At 74.9% G+C, this 20,869-nt stretch carries 17 protein-coding genes; 6 read left to right on the top strand and 11 right to left on the bottom strand.

The window, feature by feature from the left end; all coding sequences use genetic code 11:
• Positions 1–115 precede the first annotated feature (115 nt).
• Complete coding sequence (locus tag HNR21_RS11225; RefSeq protein WP_182705148.1) at positions 116–1,228, top strand: citrate synthase 2; 1,113 nt, start codon at positions 116–118, stop codon at positions 1,226–1,228.
• A gap of 197 nt (positions 1,229–1,425) precedes the next feature.
• On the opposite strand, the gene HNR21_RS11220 is transcribed toward HNR21_RS11225, so the two are convergent.
• Entirely contained in the window at positions 1,426–4,314 is a 2,889-nt protein-coding gene (locus HNR21_RS11220) for a type 1 periplasmic-binding domain-containing protein (protein ID WP_182705147.1), read from the bottom strand.
• 140 nt (positions 4,315–4,454) lie between these two features.
• Here HNR21_RS11220 and HNR21_RS11215 point away from each other — a divergent pair, with 140 nt between their 5' ends.
• Both HNR21_RS11215 and serC read left to right on the top strand, forming a co-directional pair.
• A complete protein-coding gene (locus HNR21_RS11215; protein ID WP_182705146.1) occupies positions 4,455–4,754 on the top strand; it encodes a hypothetical protein in 300 nt (99 codons plus the stop codon).
• A gap of 64 nt (positions 4,755–4,818) precedes the next feature.
• Entirely contained in the window at positions 4,819–5,940 is a 1,122-nt protein-coding gene (gene serC, locus HNR21_RS11210; protein ID WP_182705145.1) for a phosphoserine transaminase, read from the top strand.
• A 534-nt stretch (positions 5,941–6,474) separates the two neighbouring features.
• Here the strand turns inward: serC and HNR21_RS11205 are convergent.
• Positions 6,475–7,404, bottom strand: a complete 930-nt coding sequence (locus tag HNR21_RS11205; RefSeq protein ID WP_182705144.1) for a class II glutamine amidotransferase — start codon at positions 7,402–7,404, stop codon at positions 6,475–6,477.
• A 196-nt stretch (positions 7,405–7,600) separates the two neighbouring features.
• On the opposite strand from HNR21_RS11205, the gene HNR21_RS11200 reads away from it, so the two are divergent.
• Both HNR21_RS11200 and HNR21_RS11195 read left to right on the top strand, forming a co-directional pair.
• Complete coding sequence (locus HNR21_RS11200; RefSeq protein WP_246442091.1) at positions 7,601–8,650, top strand: YjiK family protein; 1,050 nt, start codon at positions 7,601–7,603, stop codon at positions 8,648–8,650.
• A 115-nt stretch (positions 8,651–8,765) separates the two neighbouring features.
• Positions 8,766–10,682 (top strand): hypothetical protein, encoded by a 1,917-nt coding sequence (locus HNR21_RS11195; RefSeq protein ID WP_312880981.1) that lies wholly within the window; start codon positions 8,766–8,768, stop codon positions 10,680–10,682.
• A 10-nt stretch (positions 10,683–10,692) separates the two neighbouring features.
• On the opposite strand, the gene HNR21_RS11190 is transcribed toward HNR21_RS11195, so the two are convergent.
• The 8 genes from HNR21_RS11190 to HNR21_RS11155 form a co-directional block, all read right to left on the bottom strand.
• Positions 10,693–11,481 carry an SDR family oxidoreductase gene (locus HNR21_RS11190; protein ID WP_182705142.1) on the bottom strand — a complete coding sequence of 263 codons (789 nt, stop codon included), beginning with the start codon at positions 11,479–11,481 and terminating at the stop codon, positions 10,693–10,695.
• Between the two features lie 47 nt (positions 11,482–11,528).
• Complete coding sequence (locus HNR21_RS11185) at positions 11,529–12,020, bottom strand: pyridoxamine 5'-phosphate oxidase family protein (RefSeq protein WP_182705141.1); 492 nt, start codon at positions 12,018–12,020, stop codon at positions 11,529–11,531.
• A 124-nt stretch (positions 12,021–12,144) separates the two neighbouring features.
• Positions 12,145–12,558, bottom strand: coding sequence for a hypothetical protein (locus HNR21_RS11180; protein ID WP_119727124.1), 414 nt, complete (start codon positions 12,556–12,558; stop codon positions 12,145–12,147).
• A gap of 81 nt (positions 12,559–12,639) precedes the next feature.
• Positions 12,640–13,203 (bottom strand): RNA 2',3'-cyclic phosphodiesterase, encoded by a 564-nt coding sequence (gene thpR, locus HNR21_RS11175; protein ID WP_182705140.1) that lies wholly within the window; start codon positions 13,201–13,203, stop codon positions 12,640–12,642.
• A gap of 72 nt (positions 13,204–13,275) precedes the next feature.
• Positions 13,276–14,883, bottom strand: coding sequence for a TerD family protein (locus tag HNR21_RS11170; protein ID WP_182705139.1), 1,608 nt, complete (start codon positions 14,881–14,883; stop codon positions 13,276–13,278).
• 19 nt (positions 14,884–14,902) lie between these two features.
• Positions 14,903–15,475 carry a TerD family protein gene (locus HNR21_RS11165; protein ID WP_182705138.1) on the bottom strand — a complete coding sequence of 191 codons (573 nt, stop codon included), beginning with the start codon at positions 15,473–15,475 and terminating at the stop codon, positions 14,903–14,905.
• Between the two features lie 120 nt (positions 15,476–15,595).
• Positions 15,596–16,807 (bottom strand): MFS transporter, encoded by a 1,212-nt coding sequence (locus HNR21_RS11160; protein WP_376766582.1) that lies wholly within the window; start codon positions 16,805–16,807, stop codon positions 15,596–15,598.
• A 50-nt stretch (positions 16,808–16,857) separates the two neighbouring features.
• Positions 16,858–17,337: a MarR family winged helix-turn-helix transcriptional regulator gene (locus tag HNR21_RS11155; protein WP_182705137.1), complete on the bottom strand. Its 480-nt coding sequence runs from the start codon at positions 17,335–17,337 to the stop codon at positions 16,858–16,860.
• A gap of 166 nt (positions 17,338–17,503) precedes the next feature.
• Between HNR21_RS11155 and HNR21_RS11150 the strand changes: the two genes are divergently transcribed.
• Positions 17,504–17,860 (top strand): DUF2530 domain-containing protein, encoded by a 357-nt coding sequence (locus HNR21_RS11150; protein ID WP_182705136.1) that lies wholly within the window; start codon positions 17,504–17,506, stop codon positions 17,858–17,860.
• A 7-nt stretch (positions 17,861–17,867) separates the two neighbouring features.
• On the opposite strand, the gene HNR21_RS11145 is transcribed toward HNR21_RS11150, so the two are convergent.
• Positions 17,868–20,867, bottom strand: a complete 3,000-nt coding sequence (locus HNR21_RS11145; protein WP_182705135.1) for a sacsin N-terminal ATP-binding-like domain-containing protein — start codon at positions 20,865–20,867, stop codon at positions 17,868–17,870.
• Positions 20,868–20,869: the final 2 nt, after the last annotated feature.

Raw genomic sequence — 20,869 nt, 5'->3', positions numbered from 1 at the left:
CTCTCACCTGGGCCGAACGCGGGTTGCGGGGACCTGGGTACTGAGCGGTAACCCGGACAGGGTTCAATGAAGCATCACCGCCTTATCACTCTTGGGGACGAAAGGCAGGACGAACATGTCCGACTTCAAACCCGGTCTTGAGGGGGTCGTAGCCTTCGAGACCGAGATCGCGGAACCGGACAAGGAGGGCGGCGCCCTGCGGTACCGGGGCGTCGACATCGAGGAGCTCGTCGGCCGCGTCTCCTTCGGTGACGCGTGGGGCCTGCTGGTGGACGACAGCTTCGACCCGGGCCTGGCGCCGGCGGAGCCGCACGTCCTGCCGCTGCGGTCCGGCGACGTCCGGGTGGACGTGCAGGGCGCGCTGCCCGCGCTGGCCACCGCCTACGGCATGCGCCCCCTGCTGGACATCACCGACGAGGAGGCCCGCGCCGACCTGGCCCGGACCTCGGCGCTGGCGCTGTCGTTCGTCGCCCAGTCGGCCCGCGGCATCGACAAGCCGATGGTGCCGCAGCGCCGCGTCGACGAGGGCCAGACGATCACCGAACGCTTCATGATCCAGTGGCGCGGCGAGCCCGACCCCCGGCACGTGGCGGCCATCGACGCCTACTGGGTCTCGGCCGCCGAGCACGGCATGAACGCCTCCACCTTCACCGCCCGCGTCATCGCCTCCACCGGCGCGGACGTGGCCGCCAGCATCTCCGGCGCGATCGGCGCCATGTCCGGCCCGCTGCACGGCGGCGCCCCGGCCCGGGTGCTGCCGATGATCGAGAAGGTCGAGCAGACCGGCGACGCCCGCAAGGTCGTCACCGACATCCTCGACTCCGGCGAGCGGCTGATGGGCTTCGGCCACCGCGTCTACCGCGCCGAGGACCCGCGCGCCCGGGTGCTCCGCCGCACCGCCAAGGAGCTGGGCGCCCCCCGCTTCGAGGCCGCCAAGGCCCTGGAGGACGCCGCGCTGTCCATCCTCCGCGAGCGCCGCCCCGACCGCGCCATCGAGACCAACGTGGAGTTCTGGGCCGCGGTCATGCTGGACTTCGCCGAGGTTCCCCCCGCGATGATGCCCGCCATGTTCACCTGCGGCCGTACCGCCGGGTGGGCGGCGCACATCCTGGAGCAGAAGCGCACCGGCCGCCTGGTGCGCCCGAGCGCCCGCTACGTCGGCCCGGGCCCCCGCCCGATCACCGAGGTCGCCGGCGCCGACGCCGCTCTCAAGCGGAACGCGAGCTGACGTCCGAGCCCATGGAACGGGGCCTGCGGGAGCTTCCTCCCGGCGGGCCCCGTTCCCGTCAGGTGGCCACATGTGGTCAGGTTCGGGACTCCGACGGGCCGGACGACGCCCGCACCGCCGCGCCGGCGTTCACCGTGGCACGCCGCCCGGCGGGCGGATGCGCCCGGCGGCGCTCCCCCTGACGATCCGCAGCGGCGTCATCGGCGCGTCCCCGGGCAGTCGGCGTTGCCGGCCTGGTCGCCGACCAGCCGGCCGCAGACCGCGACGGCCGTCCGCTCGCCCGTGGGCAGGACCTCCAGCAGCAGCACCGGCTTGTCGGGGACCAGGTGCCCCTGGTCGCGGGGGCCGAAGTGGATCAGCCCCGTCGCCCCCTGCATCCGGGCGCCCGGGCCGGGCTCGGTCAGCTCCGACAGCACCGCCGCCGCGGTGGGCAGCGCCCCGCCCTGCTCGGCCATCACCCGCTGCGACACCCTGATCATGGTGAACGCCGCGTCGTAGGCGATCGCCGAGTGCGCCAGGGAGGGGCGTTCGACGGCCGGGGCGTTCGGGCGGACGAGCCCCCGCACCACGGTCTCGAAGGTCGGGTAGAACACGTGCAGCGGCTGGCTCCCCACCCACCGGGGGTTCCAGGCCTCCTGGGCGGCCAGCGGCGTGTAGAACAGCTTGATCGACGGGGTCCGGCCGATCTCCTCGGCGTTGTCGCTGACGTACTTGGTCACCTCGTCGCCGCCCAGCACGATCCGCCGGCCGCCGCAGGAGGTGTTGGCGAGCTGGTTGATGAACGCGCGGAACTCGTCGGACCGGCCCGCGTAGTAGAACACGTCCGCCGGGTCCTGGCAGGCCCGCAGCACCAGCCCCGGCACCTCGCCCGGATTGCGGTACCGCAGCATCTCCACCTCCCCGCCGCCCCGGCGGAACGCGGTGGCGAAGTCCTCGGCCAGGTTGGTGCTGTAGGTGTCGTCCCTGGCGTCGTCGTAGAACACGTCCGCCGAGGCCGCCGGGGTGCCGTCCGGGCTCAACCGGCCGCTGCGCGCCCAGTACGCCGCGTGGTCGGCCAGCCGCCGGTTGGTGGGCGCCAGCCGGAAGTAGTACGGCGAGAAGCCCTGCGCCTGCTGCCCCAGGCGGTCGTAGGTGCTGGTGGTGCCGACCATCGGCAGCGCCGCCTGCGACAGCCGCCGGATCGCCCCCCCGGTCTGCAGTTTGCTGTCGCCGAAGCCGACCACCCCGACGATCGTGCGGTCCGACAGCGCGCGGTCCCGGATGCGCTTGGCGACCTCGTCGGCGTACCGGAACCGGGACCCGGCGTTGGCCACCAGCACCCGCAGCAGCGGCTCGCTGTTGGCGGCGTTGTGCAACTGCTGGGCGATCGCCAGCCCCACCAGCTCGCCGTGCACCCCCGACAGCAGCGCGCTCTGCGGGCTCCCGGCCCCGGGGTTGGCGGTGAGCGCCCCGATGTAGACGATCGTGACGTACCGCCTGCCGGACGTCTCGACGGCGTCGTTCTGGGCCCGGATCCGGCGCTCGGCGCTCTCCAGCCGCTTGTCGAAGTAGAACGACCCGTCGGTCAGGCCGACGCACTCGCCGTTGGCGGCGCGCCAGACCGTGCGCGGGTCGCAGTAGCGGACGCTCTGCACCGTCACCACGGTGACCGAGGCCGCCAGCACCAGCAGCGCGACGATCCACGGCGTGAACGGGTGCACGAGCCAGTGCCGCCGCCGCGGAGGGAGGGTGGGCGCCGACTGGCCGTCGCCTCTGCCGAGGTTCACCGAGATGTCCCGGTTGTAGCCCAGCGCGATGGCGCGCCGCCGGTCGTCCCAGTGGTCGATGTAGGACTGCAGCGCGTTGTCCAGATCGACCGGGCGGTGTCGCGTCGCCTGCGGACGGAGCCGATCGGCGAACGCCGCGACCTCCTCGTCGTCGGTGCCGGCACAGGCCACGATCACCAGGGGATCGAAGGCGATGCGCGCCGCCGCCTGCTCCGGGCCGATCCGGTCCCGTTCCCGCAGTTCCTCCGCCGTCAGCGGACCGGTGCTCCGGTGGGAGCGCCTCAGCCGGTCCGCCCGTACCCGTTCGACCAGCTCGACGAAGCGCCGGGCCAGCCCCATCCGGCGCTCCGCCTCGGCCGGGTCGTCCCGGACGGTGGGGTCCAGGATGACGGTCGGATAGCGCACCCGCGCCCACGTCGCCCGGCGCCAGCTGCGCCGGTACCCCTGGCGCAGGTCCTCGAGAAAGGCCGCGATGAGCAGCTTGTCCAGCTCGTCGTCGGACAGCCGGTTGCGGTTGATCAGCTTCACCGCGAACGTCAGGAAGTCCGGAGCGGTCCCCGGCCCGTACGGCTGCCGGGGGAACCACCGGTAGCGCCGCCGGCTCGCCCAGTCCCAGGTGATGATGCCGGCCTGACCGACGATCACCACGACTCCGGCGAGCGCGGTCATCGCCGCCGCCGCCAGGTCCAGGGCGCTGGCGGCGGTCGCGCTGACCAGTGCGATGACCGCCACCGCGATCGGGGCGATCTGCTCCAGATAGCTCAGCACCGAGGCGAGTTTCGGCTTGCCCCCGCCGTTCTCGTCCGGCAGCACCCGCTGGCGCCGGCTGCGTATCCCCGCCGCCAGCACCCGGCGTGCCGCCTGCGGATCACTGCTGCTCACGCCCATCAGCCGGGTCACCAGTTCCCGGTCCTCTTCGGGCCCGGCGCCGTCCGGCACCTGGTCGTTGTTCGCCTCCGCCGCCAGTCGCATGACACGCAGCGAGTTCAACCACAACGCCATGCTGAGCAGCTGGAAGCGCAGCGGCGGCTCCAGCCGGGGGGTGCTCTCGGTGAACCGGTAGACGACCTTGCGCAACAGGTCGGTGATGCCGGCGCCGGGATCGCGCACCTTGGCGACGACACCGCCGTCATTGCCGCAGTCTTCTTTCAGGTGCTGTGCGACGGAAAGCCAGGTGCCCGAATCCACGGTCAGCAGCAACGGACGCAGCCGATCCCCGGCCCGGGCCGTGGGCCGTCGCCGAAGCTGCCGCAGCACCGCCGTCAGTTGCGGATGCTGGTGCGTCAGATTCGGCGGAGCACCCTGACTCGCCTGAGTCATCACCCGTCACCTCCCCGCCCGCACCCAAAGTCCCGACCATGCAATCGGTCAAGCGGCCTTAGGTGAAAGGTCAAAAGACACTCAGTATCAAAGATCGGGCCGACGCAGGTTCGCGCAACGGGGTTTGCCATCATGGGCGCGTGACCGATCCCGCCACCGACGACGAACGCGCCGCCGAGCGCGAGGAGCTGCTGCGGTACGAGGCCGAACGGGAGGCCAGGCGCAGGCGGAGGGACGCGGCGTCGCGCCGGGCGGTCGGCTGGATCGCGGCGGTCGCGCTGGCGTTCCTGCTGTACGACTCGGGGGGAGCGCTGGCCGAGGCCGCCCGGGCGGGCCGGCCGTGGGGCACGCACGCGGTGTTCACGACGGCGGCGGCGCTCGGGCTGCTGTGGCTGCTGTGGGCGCTGGTCCGGGGAATCCGGGCGCGGCACCGCAGATGAGACGTTCATCTCGGCATGTGGACGGCTTCGAGTTGGATCACGCAGGTCAACTAAGGTGTTCGTCGTGACCGAGAACGCGAACATCGCCATCCCCGAAGACCTCAAGCCCGCCGACGGCCGCTTCGGATGCGGTCCGTCCAAGGTCCGTCCCGAGCAGCTGCGCGCGCTCGCCGAGTCGGGTGCGACCTACCTGGGCACCTCGCACCGCCAGGCACCGGTCAAGTCGCTGGTGCGCCGGGTCCGCGAGGGGCTGGCGGAGCTGTTCTCGCTGCCCGACGGATACCGGGTGCTGCTGTCCAACGGCGGCACCACGGCGTTCTGGGACGCCGCCGCGTTCGGCCTGGTGCGCGACAAGTCCCAGCACCTGACGTTCGGCGAGTTCTCCAGCAAGTTCGCCAAGGTCACCAAGGGCGCGCCGTGGCTGGCCGACCCGTCGGTCATCGCCTCCGACCCCGGCACCCACCCGCAGCCGCGGGCCGAGGAGGGCGTGGACGTCTACGCCCTGACCCACAACGAGACCTCCACCGGCGTGGCCATGCCGATCAGGCGGGTCGGCGGCGAGGACTCGCTGGTGCTGGTGGACGCCACCTCCGGGGCCGGGGGCCTGCCGGTGGACGTCAGCGAGACCGACGTCTACTACTTCGCGCCGCAGAAGTGCTTCGCCTCCGACGGCGGGCTGTGGGTGGCCCTGGTGTCGCCGGCCGCGCTGGAGCGGATCGAGGAGATCGCCTCCTCCGACCGGTACGTCCCGGAGTTCTTCAACCTCAAGACGGTCGTCGACAACTCCGCCAAGGACCAGACCTACAACACCCCGGCGGTCGGCACGCTGCTGCTGTTCGCCGAGCAGATCGAGTGGATGAACGCCCAGGGCGGCCTGGCCTGGACCACCGCCCGCACCGCCGACTCGGCGCAGCGCCTGTACACGTGGGCGGACAAGACCTCCTACACCACCCCGTTCGTCGCCGACCCGGCGCAGCGCTCCCAGGTCGTGGGCACCATCGACTTCGTGGACTCGGTCGACGCCGCCGCCGTCGCCAAGGTCCTGCGGGCCAACGGCATCGTGGACACCGAGCCGTACCGCAAGCTGGGCCGCAACCAGCTGCGCATCGGCATGTTCCCGGCCATCGACCCCGCCGACGTCGAGGCCCTCACCGCCTGCATCGACTACGTCGTCGAGCGGCTCTAGTCACTTGTGGGGGGGCGACCCCCCACACCCCCCGCACGCGGTCCGGGCATCCTCGCCGACCCCGGCTCCGCTCGCCTGGCGGCTCGCTGCGCCGTGGTCGGCTGCGGTGCCCGGACCGCGCTCAGTCGGCCGAAGCTCCGCCTGGAGGCTCCGCTCCGGCCGACTGAGAGGCAGGTTGGTCTGGGGTTGCCGTGGAAGTTCTGGGGGCTCCGCCCCCCAGACCCCCGGCCGGATCATCGAGTGCTTGGGTGTTCAGGCCGTGTCGTCGAAGTGGTGCATGGCGTTCGCGTGTTTCGGTCGCCTCGCCGAACAATGCCGGGAGCACCGGTCGGTCCGCCCCCTGGGGGCTGACCGCGTCCTCGGGGCCTTGATGGCAGGTGCTGGGGGGTGCTCGGGCGTGCGTTCGTGGGCGCAGAGTCGCGGACGCGGGCCACAGACGTGCTGGGGCGGCCATGGGTTGGGACGTAGGCGCGGGGTCTCGGGCGGGGCCGCAGGGGCGTGAGAGTGCTTCTCTGGGGCCGGCGGGGTGGTCGGTCAGGCCACCGTCGCGAATCCGCCGGTGTCGTGGCCGACGCCGGGGCGGTGCAGGACGTGGCGGAGCTGGGCGCGGTCGCGGTCCCGGTCGGCCGGGGTGAAGCCGGCCCAGACGCGTTCGTCCAGGTCGGCGGGACGGGCGGTGGGGACGAACTCGGCGCGGGCCACGATCCGCGGCTCGGGGCGGCGGGCGATCTCCAGGTAGGTGCCCTCGCGCAGCATCACCGCCGAGGCGAACCGGACCCGTGTGTTGGCGCGCACCTCGCGGAACCAGCGGGGGTTGGACGCCCAGTACATGTTCTGCTCGGTGTCCACCGCCACGGCCAGCGGGCTCAGCGCGGCCCTGGCCAGGTGCACCCGGTCCGGACGGGCCCGTTCCACCCAGGTCAGCGCGGCCCGGCCGACCAGCGCCCGCAGCACCTCGCTGATCGACACCGGGTCGGTCCGGCCGGCCAGCGCCTGGAAGATCGCCTCGCTGTCGGTGCCGCCCAGGCCGGGCGGCAGCGCGAACCGCCGGCGCAGCGCGCCCGCCGCCACGTCACCGTTGTGCGCGGCCACGATCCCCGCGCCCGGTCCGGACACCGCCAGCGGCGCCGCGTTGGCCAGGTCGGCGGGCGAGCCCTGGGTGGCATGGCGGGTGTGGCCGACCGCGACCGGGGCGACGTCCAGCAGCGCCAGCAGCAGGTCCGACCGCCAGACCCGCCCGAACCGGCCGCGTCCCTTGACGATCCGGCAGCCGTCGACGCTGATGTCGGCGGCGTCCGGCGGCACCGGAGCGGCGGAGGTCACCGCCCGCCCGGTGAACAGCGCCACCCCCGAGGAGTCGTCGCCGCGTTCCTCGGCCAGCATCCCGAGCAGGACGAACGCGTCCGACGCCCACTCCGGGTGCGCCGCCGAGGGGGATCGCAGCAGTCCGAACAATCCGCACATGCCTGATGAGATGCCGGGCGGGCCGGAGGGGTTCGGCAGGGGGATCGGGCACCGTCCGGCGCCGAATAGGCTTCACCCCGTGAACCGCCCACCCCGATGGCTCCTCCCGACCGTCCTGACCGTGCTGATCCTCGCCGTGGTCCTCGGCGCGCTGCTCGGCTGACGCACCGGCCCCGAATAGGGGATGATCGGACCGATGTCCACTTCGGCGGGGGTCTGGGAGGTCGTCCCCACCTGGCACGGGAGGCGGCCGATGAGGATGCGGGCACGGATCGCGGCGGGATTCCTCGCCTGCCTGCTCGCGGGAACGTGGGCCGCGCCGCCCGCGTCGGCCGCCGAAGGCGACGACGCCGTCAGGGTGATGACGATCACCGACGAGCGGATCGTGGAGTCCAGCGGGCTGGCGGTCAGCCGGCGGCATCCGGGCGTGCTCTACACCCACAACGACTCCTCCGGCCGGGCGGAGATCTTCGCGGTCGGGCCGGACGGGCGGACCAGGGCCGTCATCAGGCTCGCCGGCGCGGGCGCGCGCGACTGGGAGGGCATGGCCGCCGGCGTCGACGAACGCGGGCGCCCGGCGCTGTACGTGGCGGACATCGGCGACAACCTCGGCGGGGCGTGGCCGTACGTGACGGTCTACCGGGTGCCCGAGCCGGCCCGGCTGCGCGACCAGACGCTGCGGGCGACGGCGTTCCGGTTCAAGTACGCCGACGGGCCGCGCAACGCCGAGACGTTCATGATCAACCCGCGCACCAACCGGCTGTACGTGGCCAGCAAGCTGCTGGCCGGCGGGGTGTACGAGGCCCCGGCGCGGCTGCGCACCACGGGCTTCAACACGCTGCGGCGGATCGGCTCGGCCCCGGCGATGGCCACCGACGGGGCGTTCTCCCCGGACGGGCGGACCCTGGTCATCCGCACGTACTGGTCGGCGCAGGTGTACGCGTTCGACGACCGGGCCGAGGACAAGCTCGACCCGCTGGCCCGGGTGGACCTGCCCCGGCAGGAGCAGGGCGAGTCGATCACGTACGCGGCGGACGGACGCTCGCTGCTGGCCGGGTCGGAGGGATCGGCCCAGCCGGTGTGGCGGGTGCCGCTGCCCGGCCGGACCCTGCCGGCCCCCACCGCGACCCCCGCCCCGGACACGGCGGCCGAACGGGACCGGCCCGATAACCGGAACGTCGGCCTGGCACTGGTGATCGGCATCGCGCTGGCGCTCGGATACGGCGTTCTGCGACGCAGATCCTGACCGTCCCGGACCAGTGAGGTATCCGACCGGAAAGTGGGCGGCGAGAACGGCGCGGGACATGTCAGGATCGGGGATTGTGCACCCAGAGCTCGTCGGTCGGTCCTGGACGGGACCCGTGGGGCGGCGACGCCCGATCGGCTCCGGGCCGTTCACGCTGGCCGCCCTCGTCGTGGCGATCCTGCCGCTCCGGCCGGCCGGGCTGTGGGCGGCCCTGATCGGCGCCTGCGCGGCGCTGCCCTGGCTGCTCGGCGCGGTCCTGCCGCGCCGGCCCCGGCCGTACTGGCGGCTGTCGGCGGCCGGTCTGGAGCGGGTGGACCCGCGCGGCGAGGTCCTGCTCCGGTACGAGCGCGAACGGATCGAGGAGCTGGCGCTGACCGCCGCGGACGGCCGGCTGACGATCTTCCACAAGTTCGGCCGGACCGCGGTCGGCGAGCTGGCCGCGATGGGGTTCGAGCCGCTGCCGTTCTACGTGACCGCGCGGCGGCTGGGGCTGCCGGTGCGGGTGCTGGACGGCGACGGCGGGCAGGGCCTGGACCACATGGCCGAGCAGCGGCTGGCCGCCCAGGAGGCCGAGCTGCTGGCCGCCGTGCACGAGCCGCGCCGGCTGCCCGACGAACGCCGTGAGCCGACCCGGCTGAACGCCGCCCCGCAGGGCCCCGGGCGGCGCCGGGTCGGCCTGCTGGGCGTGCTGATGGCGCTGCTGGCCGCGCTGGTCGTGGCCCGGATGGCGCTGACCGATCCGGCCGGGCCGCCGGCCGGGACCCGGCTGGCCGCGGCCGGCTGGACGCTGGCCGGGATGACCGCGCTGCAGGCCGCGTACCGCCGGATGCTGCGGGACCGCCCGGTCCGCTGGACGATCACCGCGGGCCGGCTGGTGGTGCAGGGCGGGCCGCGCCGCCGCGACCGGCGGCTGTCGCGGGCGCTGCGGGTGCACGCCGCCGACGTGGCCGCGCTGGTGGTCGGTCCCGGCGTGCGGGTCGACCCGGTGACCGGGCAGCCGGTCCGCTGCCCGCTGTCGGTGCTGGCGTTCGACCACCGGATGGGGCTGGTGGCGCGGCTGCCCGCGGACGGGCTGGAGGAGTTCCAGCTGGTGCACGAGCTGCACGAGCACGGCTACCGGGTGATCACCCCCACCGCCCGCGACCCGCGGCCCTCCGGCTACGGCCTGGACGGGCTGCCGGAGGTGTTCTCCCAGGTGCCCGGCGGCCGGCTGGTGGTCACCGACGACGGTCTGGGCTGGGCGGACGCGGCCGGCGAGGTGGTGCTGCGGATGCCGGAGGACCGGCTCGGCGGGATCGAGCTGCTCACCATCGGCGGGCACGCCTGGGTCCGGCTGTACGGGTCCGACGGTGAGGAGTTCTTCGCCGCGCCGCTGTCGGCGCTGCGGATCTCCCGGACCGACCTGCGCGAGTCGGCGCGCAAGGCGGGCCTGCCGGTCACCGACGCCGAGTACGACGCGTATCTGTCGGCCGCCTTCCACGGCGTCGTGGAGGCCATGACGGGCCCGTCCGCCCCCGCCGCGGCCGGTGACCCGCCGGAGCCCGTCGAGGACGGCCCCGGCGTGCTGCTGGACGCCACCCGCAGCTCCCGCATCGGCACCTACCTGCTGAGCGTGGTCATGTGCGAGGTGGTCGCCGTGCTGGGCGCGCTGTGGCTGGGCGACGGGCTCGGCGGCCCGCTGCGCACCCTGTCCTGGGTGGCCCCCGCGGGCCTGGTGATCGGCCTGGCCGGCTACTGGGTCTACGACCGCAACCGCGACCAGCTCCGCATCTCCCCGCAGGGCATCGCCGTCGTCAGCCGCCGCGGCCGGGTCTCCTGGACGCTGTCCCGCGCCACCGTGGGCGGCATCGGCATCGACGAGTCCGTCGAACGCGTCCCCCGCCTGGTCGTCTGGAGCCCCGCCGGCCGCGTCCTGCGGCAGGTCACCTTCCCTCCCGACCTCGACGAGCTCCGCCGCGCCTGCGAGCGCTACGGCCTCCCCTGGGGCCCGCCCGACGCCGACCGCCCCGCGCCCCCGCCCCCGGAGCTGTGACCCGGCGCGGTCACATGACCCAGCGGCGGAAGCCGCCCTCGCTGTTGATGGTCTGGCCGGTGATCCAGGCGCTGTCGTCGGAGGCGAGCCAGCGGACCAGGCGGGCGACGTCGTCGGGGGCGCCCCAGCGCCCGGCGGGCAGTGCGCGGGCGACGCTGCGGGTCAGCTCCGGGTCGGCCCATCCGGTGTCGACCGGCCCGGGGTTGACGGCGTTGACGGTGATGCCGCGGTCGGCGAGGGCGTCGGCCAGCGACAGGGTCACCTGCTGGACGGCGCCCTTGCTGATGGCGTACGGCAGCTCACGGCTCATCGGGGCCAGGTGCTGACCCGAGGTGAACAGGATGATCCGGCCGCCGGGACGCGAGTCGTCGTGCTGCGCCGCGTACGCCTGGGCGAGCAGGACGCTCGCGCGGGCGTTCACCGCCCAGCACAGATCCAGCTCGGCGGCCGTGACCTCGGTGAGGTCCTGTATGGAGCTGCGGGCGTGGTTGGCCACCAGGACGTCCAGCGCCCCGAACGTCTCGACGGCGTGCGCGACGACCCGGGCCGGGGCCTCGGGGTCGGCGAAGTCCGCCGCCACGTGCGCCAGCCGCGGCCCGATCCCGCCGAGCGCGGCCAGCACCCCGTCCGTCCCCGCCGGGTCGGCGCCCCAGGGCTGCTCGGCGTCGTGCGGGGCCCATGAGTGCACCAGCACCCGGGCGCCGGCCGCCAGCAGGTCCCGCGCGATGGCGAATCCGATGCCGATCCGGCGGCTGACCCCGGTGACCAGGGCCACCCGTCCTTCGAGATCACCTTCCATGGGCGCACCCTAGTCGGGGGCCGCCGGCGGGCGCGATCGAATATGCCTCAGGTGCGTTCGAAGTGGCGGAGGGGCTGACCGGGGCGCCACAGGTCGATGTGCAGGCGGTCGCCCTGGACGCGGGTGCGCACGACCTCGTGGATGTCGGCGCGGAAGAAGTGCGAGTCGGGGAACGCCGCCGGGTCCAGGCCACGGTCGCGCAGCAGGTCCTCGATCTCGGCGCGGTCGGTGATCTCGACGGCCCGGCCGGTGAACTTGGCGTCGCCCGGCCAGCTCGACGGATCCTCCTCGTCGGGCGTCACCGAGGCGGTGTGCAGTGCGAACCGCGGGTCCCGGCGCAGGTCGAGGGCCTTGCGGGCGCCCGGCATGGAGCCGAAGCACAGCTCGTCGCCGATGAAGTACGCCTCGATGCCGCTGATCCGCGGCGAGCCGTCGGCGCGCAGGGTCGCGATCGTCTTGTGCCGGTGCGCGTCCATGAGCGCCCGCACCTGCCGGGCGAACTCCGGGGCGGTGTCGGCCACCTCCCGCCAGCGTGCCATGGTCCTCCCTCCTCGTTCGGTGCGATGCCAGGCTGCCATGCGGCACCGACAGAACGGGGCCAGGCCGCCCGGGGGCGGTGCCGGACGGCCTGGCAGGGACGGGTCCGGGAATCAGGTCCCGGGGTCATGTCGTGTCCGGTTCGGCGGGGCCGTGCCGGGTCCACAGCACCGCGGCCAGGAGTTCGTCCAGGTCGGTGATGGTGGGCGGCTCGGCCGTCTCGTCCTGGGTCTGGTCGACGAGGGCGGTGAAGCGGGCGATGTCGGGGTCGTCGGCGTTGGCCTTCAGCCAGGCCGGGCCGGCGCACTCGGCGACCGCGGTCAGCAGGTCGGCCAGCAGCAGCGGGGCGGCCGCCGGGGCGGGATGGAGCTCGTAGGCGGCGGCGGTCCGCAGGATCTCCACGGCGTGCTCGCGGGCCAGCGGCCCGGCCGCGGACCGGTGCACGTACTCGGCGGCGGTCCGGGTCTTGCGCAGCGCGGTCGGCAGGGTGTGCGGCAGTGCGATCATCGAGTCCACCTCCTCGTCCGGCCCTGTGGCCACGGCGGGTGTCCTAGTGAAGCTCACACTCCGGTAACAAGTTTAGCTCCGACCCGCCTTCGGGGCCTGGGGGTCTGGGGCGGGTCAGCGGAGCGGCCAGTGCTGGATCGACTCGTACCGCAGCCCGGGGTTGTGCCTGCCGGGCAGGTGGCTGCGCACCAGGTGCAGCGAGTCGGCGGTCCAGGCCGTCCCCGCGTACGCCGACAGCTCCTCCACCAGCGGCCGCATGTCGGTGGGGCGGCGGCTGCGGGCCAGCGTCAGATGCGGGCGGAACCCCTTGTGCTCCCCCAGCGGGGCCCCGGCGCGGCGTCCGGCGGCGTTCACCGAGGCGGCCAGCCGGGCCAGGACGCCGCGGTCGCCGTACACGCCGGTCCACAGCACCCGGGCGTGCGCGCCGCCGCTGGGGAACGCCCCGGCCCCCGCGAACGACAGCTCGATCTTGGGATACCGCCCCGCGGCGCGTTCCAGCCGCGGCAGCAGCCGGGCCGTGGTCCGCTCGTCGAGTTCGCCGTAGAACGCCAGCGTGATGTGCATCAGGTCGCGGTCGATCCACTTCAGGTCGGGCCAGGCGGACCGGTACGGCCCCAGCAGCCGGTCCAGCTCGTCCAGCACGTCCGGCGGCGGCAGCAGCGCTGCGAACAACCTCATGGGCGGTTCCGAGGAGACACCCGCACAGCCTTCCAGCCGATGCGCGGCGTTGTCATGTGTCGTGGAGGTGGGTTACCCGTACGAGGCGATGGCACGCGCGTGCGCCCCCAGAACGTGGGCGAACAGGCTGGGCGGGCGGGTGCCGTCCCCGGCGTCGGGCAGCACGTCGGGGGTGAGCGTCCAGTCGGTGCCCACCCACGGGTCGGCGATGGTCCCGGTCGCCGCGGGCAGGTTGTTGCACGCCTGCCGGACCCGCAGCGCCCGCACCGACTCGCTCGCCGGGGTGTCGCTCTCCACCAGCAGCACCGGAACGCCGACCAGCGGCCCGTCCTCCACCAGCCGCAGCAGATGGTGGGCGTCCTCGCCGTCCAGCGCCGCGCCGGCGTCCATGATCACCGCCAGCCGCACCGGCGGCCCGGGGGCCAGCCCGGCGGGCGTCTCGTTCTCGTCGCCGCCGACGCCGCGCAGGTCGACCAGGTCCAGCAGGCTCCGCAGCCGCTGCCCGGCGGCCGGGCCGGTGGCCACCCCGCCGCCCAGCAGGCCCTGCACGGCGACCGGGTCGAAGCCGTTCAGCCAGCCCGCCCCCGACAGCCCGGCGTGGTCGATGACCTCCAGCCCGACCAGCCCCGGCGGGACCGCGGCCAGGAACCGGGTGATCAGCGACCAGGCGTAGGCGGCGGCGTCGCCGGGCAGCGTGCCGCGCGAGATCCACACCCCGCGCCGCCACGGCACCCGCAGGATCAGCGGCACCTGCAGGGCGGGCAGCTCGGCGACGCCGAGCGAGCCCAGCAGCACCCCCTCGGCCAGGTCCGGGCGCGGCTGCCAGGTCAGCCAGGCCGGCCCGGCGAACGGCGACACCTCGGCCCCGGCCTGCGCCTCCGCCCCGGTCAGCTCGGCCGCCAGGTGGGAGGAGTCGGCGGTCAGCCGGTCGGAGGCGGCCCGCATCAGCTCGTCGAACCGCCCGCGCGGGACCCGCCCGGCGACCTCGTCGTTGCGGATGTCCAGCGCGTGCTCGGTGGCCGACCGGTACGCCTTGAGGGACCGGCTGGCGTCCTCCCACACCAGCCAGCAGCGTTCGGCGTACCCGACCTCGTGCGGGGAGGCGCCGTGCGGGCCGGGCGGCGCACCGCCGCCGGGGGCGCCCAGCCCGGGGCCGGGCGGCGGCGGGGCCATCGGCTCGCCGGGGTCGTCGACCTCGATGCCGTGCGCGGTCAGCAGCTCGGCCAGGCCGCCCGCGTAGCCCTGCCCGAGGGCCCGGACCTTCCAGCCGGTGCCGCGCCGGTACAGCTCCAGCCCCAGCAGCGCCTTCTCCGGGCCGAGGCCGGTCACGGTGAAGGTGGCCAGGGTGGTGCCGTTGTCGGCGGCCAGCTGCAGCTGCGGGGGCGGCACCGCGCCGAACGACACCGGCCCGGTCAGGCTGACGACGATCAGCACCGCCTGCGCGTCGGCGGGCACCGCGTCCAGGTCCAGGTCCAGGCGCTGCCCGCCGCCGGCCGCCTGCGACCAGCGCACGCCGGCGCCCTCGGGGGCGTTGTAGAACACCAGGTCCTCGTCGGCGCGGGCCTTCAGGTCCGCGCCGACGATCAGCGCGCTGACGTCGACCGGCACGGCGCACGACACGGTCGCGGCGAGCCTGCGCCAGGGCAGGGGCGCGTTGGCGCCGCGCGGCAGTTCGGCCATCTGGGAGGTCGGTTCCGGCTCAGGCGTGGGCGGCGATGGCCGGCAGCATGTCCTGGAACGTGCGGCCCTGGGCGGGCTCGCCGATGGCGTTCATCTTCCAGCCGTTGCCGTGCCGGTAGAGCTTGGCCATCACCATGCCGGTGTGCGCGCCGCCGCCGGTGAGGGTGTAGCGGGCCATCTCCGCGCCGGTGCTCTCGTCGACCAGCCGGCAGAACGCGTTCTCGACCTCGTTGAAGGTCTGGCCGTTGAACGAGGAGACGGTGAACACCAGCGAGCTGACGTGCACCGGCAGCCGGGACAGGTCCACGATCACCGACTCGTCGTCGCCGTCGCCGGCCCCGGTGAGGTTGTCGCCGGTGTGCCGGACCGAGCCGTCGTCGCTGGTCAGCTTGCCGAAGTAGATCACGTCCGCGAGCCGGCCGTCGGCGAACAGCAGGCAGGAGGCGTCCAGGTCGATCTCGCGCTCGCGCGACCCGAAGAACCCCCGCTTCTTGACCGCGTCCCAGCCCAGCCCCATGCGCACCATGCTCAGCTGCTGCCCGCCGGGCTTCTCCAGCGAGATCCGCTGGCCCTTCTGCAATGACACCGACACGGCGTCGCCTCCTTCGTTCGTCCGCCCGTTCGTCCATGTCTCCCGGCCGGCCGCCCGCGGGCGCACCGGAGCCGGGGGACAGCCGGGCAGCCCAAGCCTGTCAGTCGAGACGTGCCGCTGTCATCCCATTCCGGGGCGAACCCGCCGGACCCGCCGCCGCAGCGCCCCGGGGGGCGCCGCCAGGACGGTGACCGCGATCGCGGCCAGCACCGTGACCAGGCCGCCTCCGACGATGCTCAGCCGGGGACCGAACTGCTCGCCCATCCACCCCACCAACGGGGCGCCGAACGGGTTGGTTCCCAGGAAGACGAACATGTACAGGCCCATCACCCGGCCGCGCATGACCTCCGGGACGCTCAGCTGCACGGTGGCGTTGGCGGCGGTGGTGAACGTCATCAGCGCGATCCCGGTGGGCACCAGCAGGGCCAGGAACGCCCAGTACGTCGGGGCCAGCCCGGAGGCGATCTCCAGCACGCCGAACGCCAGCGCCGCGCCCAGCAGCAGCCGCAGCCGGGGGCGGGCCCGCCGGGCCGCCAGCAGCGCGCCGGTCAGCGCGCCGACCGCGAGCATGGTCGAGGCCAGCCCGAACGAGGAGGCGCCGACCCCGAAGACCTCGCGGGTCACCAGGGCGGTGGTCGTCTGGAAGTTCATCCCGAACGTGGCCACGAACCCCACCAGCGCCAGGACCAGCAGGATGTCGCGGCGGCCGCGGACGTAGCGCAGGCCCTCGCGCAACTGCCCCCTCTCCCGGGGGACCCGTTCGGCGACGTGCAGTTCGGCGGGCCGGATCGCCCGCAGGCCGGCCACCACCGCCACGTAGGAGAGCGCGTTGACCAGGAACACCGGGCCGGTGCCGACCCCGGCGATCAGCAGCCCGGCGACGGCCGGGCCGAGCACGCGGGCGCCGTTGAAGCTGGCGCTGTTGAGCGCGATGGCGTTGGCCAGGTCCCGCCGGCCGACCATCTCGATGACGAACGACTGGCGGGCCGGGTTGTCCACGACGGTCGCCAGGCCGAGCCCGAAGGCCAGCGCGTACACGTGCCAGACCCGGGCGGTGCCGGTCATCGCCAGCACGCCGAGCACGAGGGCCAGCAGGCCCATCGCGGTCGCGGTGATCGTCAGCAGGCGCCGCTTGGGGTACCGGTCGGCCAGCACGCCGCCCCACAGGCCGAACAGCAGCAGCGGCAGGAACTGCAGCCCGGTGGTGATGCCGAGCGCGGTCCCCGAGCCGTGGGTGAGCTCCAGGACCAGCCAGTCCTGCGCCACCCGCTGCATCCAGGTGCCGGTGTTGGAGACGACCTGGCCGGCCGCGAACAGCCGGAAGTTGCGCACGCGCAGCGAGCGGAACGTCCCGCCCTTCGCCGGTTCCTCCGGCGCGGGGGTCAGGACTTGCTCAGCTTGTCCAGGATCGGTGCCGCCCTGCGCAGGATCGCCCGTTCCTCCGGGGACAGTTCCCGCAGGCGTTGCGACAGCCACGCCTCCTTGCGGCGGCGCTCCTCGGCCAGCAGCGCCGCTCCCCGTTCCGTCAGCCGCAGCACCACCTGGCGCCCGTCGGTCGGATGCGGGGTGCGCGCCACCAGGTCCTGTTCCTCCAGGGCGGCGATGACCCGGGTCATCGAGGGCGGCTGCACCTTCTCGTGGTCGGCCAGTTCCCGCGGGGTCATCGCGTGGTGCCGGTCCAGTACCGCCAGCACGCTGAACTGGGACAAGGTCGGCCGGGGCGCCTCGTCCGGGCCGGCCGGCCCGGCGGCGGCGCTCACCGACCGCAGTCTGCGCGACAGCCGTGCGACGGCGATGCGCAGTTCTTCGGCCAGCGCCGGCCGGGGCGGCGGCGCGTGGCGCGGGTGCTGTGGCTCGCTCATGGTCGTTCGCAGAAGTCATTGCCTTTGCTAACAATCTACGGTCCGCGGCCATTCCCTCGGCCGCGTGCGCGTCGGCGCTGACTTCGGTTTCCTCCCGGTTCACGGTGGCGCTGGACGTCCATGGTCCCATCCGGGACCTGTCCCGGCGGCTCGGTAGCCTGAACCCATGAGGAGCCCACGGCGCCCGGATCCCCCGCCGCTGCAGACCAACGACCGGCTGATCGCGGCGGCCGGCACCGCCGCGTGGGCGGTCGCGCTGGCGGTGCTGCTGGTCGTCGGCCTCCCCGAGGACGCCCGCTGGTGGCTGTGGGTGTGCGTCTGCGGCATCGTCATCGGCCTCTTCGGCTACTGGTACCTGCCCCGCCTGCACCGCGCCCGCGCCGCCCAGACCCGACGCGGCGCCCCCCTCACCACCCCCGCCGGGCAACCCCCCGTCACCCCCGTGGGGGAGCCTCCCGTCGCCCGTCCCGAGCCCGGCGACCTCCGCGAACACTCCACCACCGCCACCCCCGAGGACCCCTGACCGCCGCTCAGGGCTCCAGATCGCGTTCGGCCAGGGCGGTCGCCGCCGACCCCGGGTCGCGCAGCACCGCCTCCAGCAGCAGCCGGTCGGACCAGCGGCCGGCGGCCCAGGCCAGGCCGCGGGCCAGGCCGGCCGGGTCGCCGGCGTGGACGTCGCCGGTCTCCTCGTCGTACCACCAGGAAACCTTCTGCCCGTCGACGACCAGGGCGTCGTGGGCCAGGTACTCCTGCGGGGCGTCCGGCACGACCTCCAGGGCGGCCCGCGGGACGGGACGCGGCGTGCCGGTGGACTCCACGGTCCCGGCGACCTCCTCGCCCGCCAGCGCCAGGTCCAGGGCCTCGGCCAGGGCGACGGCGCGGTCGTAGGCGGTGATCACCAGCGGCTGGTCGCCGACCAGCGGCAGCACGGCGGGCGTGTCGAGCACGAGGGCGTCCTCGGCCGGAACGACCTCCGGCACCCCGCCGACCAGGGCGCGGACCCGTTCGGGCGGATCGGGCGGCTCGTCGCCGGCGGCCACGCGGTCGGCCAGCGCCGTCCACAGCCGGCGCAGCAGCGAACGGGACACCTCGCGGGCGGGGTCGGCGAGCCGGTCCAGCAGTTCGGCCGGGCCGCCCGGCTCGGCCAGCAGTTCGGCCGCCGACCGGCGGACCCCCAGCGCCCGCGCCAGCACCGGGTCCAGCCCCTCGGGCGCCACGTCGTACAGCCCGGCCAGCTCGACGGCGTCGGCGGTGCGCAGGTCGGCGGGACGGCGGCCGCCCAGCACCGGGTGCCGCCGCAGCCACCAGGCGGTGTACGAGGGCACCCGCACCCGGCGGCCGTCCGCCAGCACCACGTGCGCCGGATCGACCACGGCCTGGCGCAGCGGCGGCTCGGCCAGCAGCCGCAGCGCCGCGTCCCAGTCGTCGACCAGCTCCAGGTCGCGGACCGCCAGCAGTTCCGGCACCAGCGGCGGCAGCTCCTGCGGGCCCAGGCGGGCCAGCACGTCCTCGGCCCAGCGTTCCTCGTCGTCCAGGTCCAGCGACGGGTCGTCGGCCTCGACCTCCAGGTTGACGTCGTTCTCGCGGACCAGCGCGAAGCCGCGCAGCGCCCCGGCGGCCTCCAGCACGTCCTCGCCCCAGCGTTCCACCAGCTCGGGGGCGACCACGCCGAACGGGGCGTCGGGGGCGACGATGTCGCGCAGCGGGCTGCCGGGCAGCAGCAGCTCCCCGGCCGGGTAGAGGTCGCCGTCCTCGCCGGTCAGCGCCAGCTCCGCCAGCCAGGGCTCGTCGCCGGGGGCGAGCATCGCGGCGGCGACCAGGCCCAGCACGGCCTCGGCGACCGGTTCGGGGTCCTCGGCGTCCAGCGAGCCCTCGACCGCCGCCCGCACCGCCGGGTCGGCCAGCACCTCGCGCGGCCCGGCCTCCACCGCGCCCAGCCGCAGCAGCAGCGGGTGCGCCGCCTCCGGATGGACGAACCGCAGCCCCAGCGGCTCCAGCGCCCGCGGGTCCAGCCCCTCCCCCGCGACCAGCAGCCCGCGCGGGCCGCGCACGGTGCGCCCGTCGGCCAGCGGCACCGGCAGCGCGCCCAGCGCGTCCGGGTCGGGCGCGCCGTCCGACAGCGCCTCGTACAGCCGCCGCCACCAGGCCGGCTCCCGGTCCAGGGCGGCCAGCATGTCGATCACGTCGGCCAGGTGCAGCCGCCGCACGCCCAGCGTCGCCAGCGCCGGATGGTCGGCGGGCCACCCGGCGGGCAGCAGGCCCGGCAGCACCTCGGCGAGCAGGTCCAGCAACCGCGGGCCGCCGTCCACGGCGACCATGTCGCGGCCCCTGCCCCGGATCGGCTCGCCGGCGTCGAGCGGCAGCAGCGGGGCCTCGGGCAGCCGTTCCTCGACCGCCCGGCGCAGCCGCGCGTCCAGCGCGCCGCCCGGCAGCCCGCGCGGGACCAGCGACAGCAGCCGCGGGGTCGGCGGCAGCGCGCGCAGCAGGTCCACGTAGGCGTCGGCGGCCCGCTCGACCAGGAAGTCGGTCAGCGGCCCCGGCGCGACGTGCCGCCGGTCGGGGGCCAGCGGGAACGTCGCGATCAGCAACGCCGGGATCTCCAGCCGCTCGTCGCTGGGGGTCGGGGCGTGCAGCACCGCCGGAACGTCCTCCGGCAGGCCCGGCGCCCCCAGCGCGGGGGCCTCGGCGGGCACCGCCCAGCGGACCCGCCAGGTCGGCCGGGCGCGTTCCTCGGTGGGCCGGTCGGCCAGCAGCGCCGGGCCGAGGGTGCCCTCGGCGGTGACGGTGCGCCAGCGGGTCCCGCCGATCAGCACGGTGCCGTCCGGACGGTGGTCGGCGGTGATGGTGCGGACCTCGCCGTCGAGGTCGACCTGCACGACCTCCAGGCCGGGCAGCGCCAGCATCAGCGCCGGGCCGACCTCGGCGAGCTGCCGCCGGACCAGCGCCTGCGCGTCGGCGTCGCGCAACGGCAGCCGCACCACCGTGTCGAACCCCGGCTCGGTCTCCTCGGCCCGGGCCCCGAACGGCAGCCGCAGCACCGGCACGTGCCCGCCCCGGCGCACCAGCTCGTCGGCCAGTTCCGGGATCGCGGCGACCAGCTCCCGGGTGCGGGAGGCCGACCAGCACACCCCCGGCGACCCGTCGGCGGGCAGCACGGCGGGCTCGTCGCTGACCGACACCACCGCGGCGAACCCGACGCCGAACCGGCCGGCCGCGCCGGGCTGGTCGCGCTTGGCCGACGCGCGCAGCGTGGACAGCGCCTCCACCCCGGCGGCGTCCAGCGGCGCCCCGGTGTTGGCGGCGGTCAGCGCCCCGTCGGCCAGCCGCAGCCGCAGCCGGCCGGGCACGCCCGCGCGCAGCGCCGCGTCGGCGGCGTTCTGCGCCAGCTCGATGACCACCCGGTCGCGGTAGCCGCCGAGGGCGTGGTCCTCCTCGGTGTTGGCGTCCTCCCGGAACCGGGCCGGGGACTGCGTCCAGGCCGCCAGCACCCGCCGCCGGATCGCCGCCGCGCCGTAGGGATCCTCGGCCATCG

This window comes from Thermomonospora cellulosilytica (assembly GCF_014138835.1).
In the GTDB taxonomy this organism is placed as follows: domain Bacteria; phylum Actinomycetota; class Actinomycetes; order Streptosporangiales; family Streptosporangiaceae; genus Thermomonospora; species Thermomonospora amylolytica.
The sequence above is the reverse complement of the archived record's forward strand: the minus strand, read 5'-3'. Positions and strand labels throughout refer to the sequence as shown.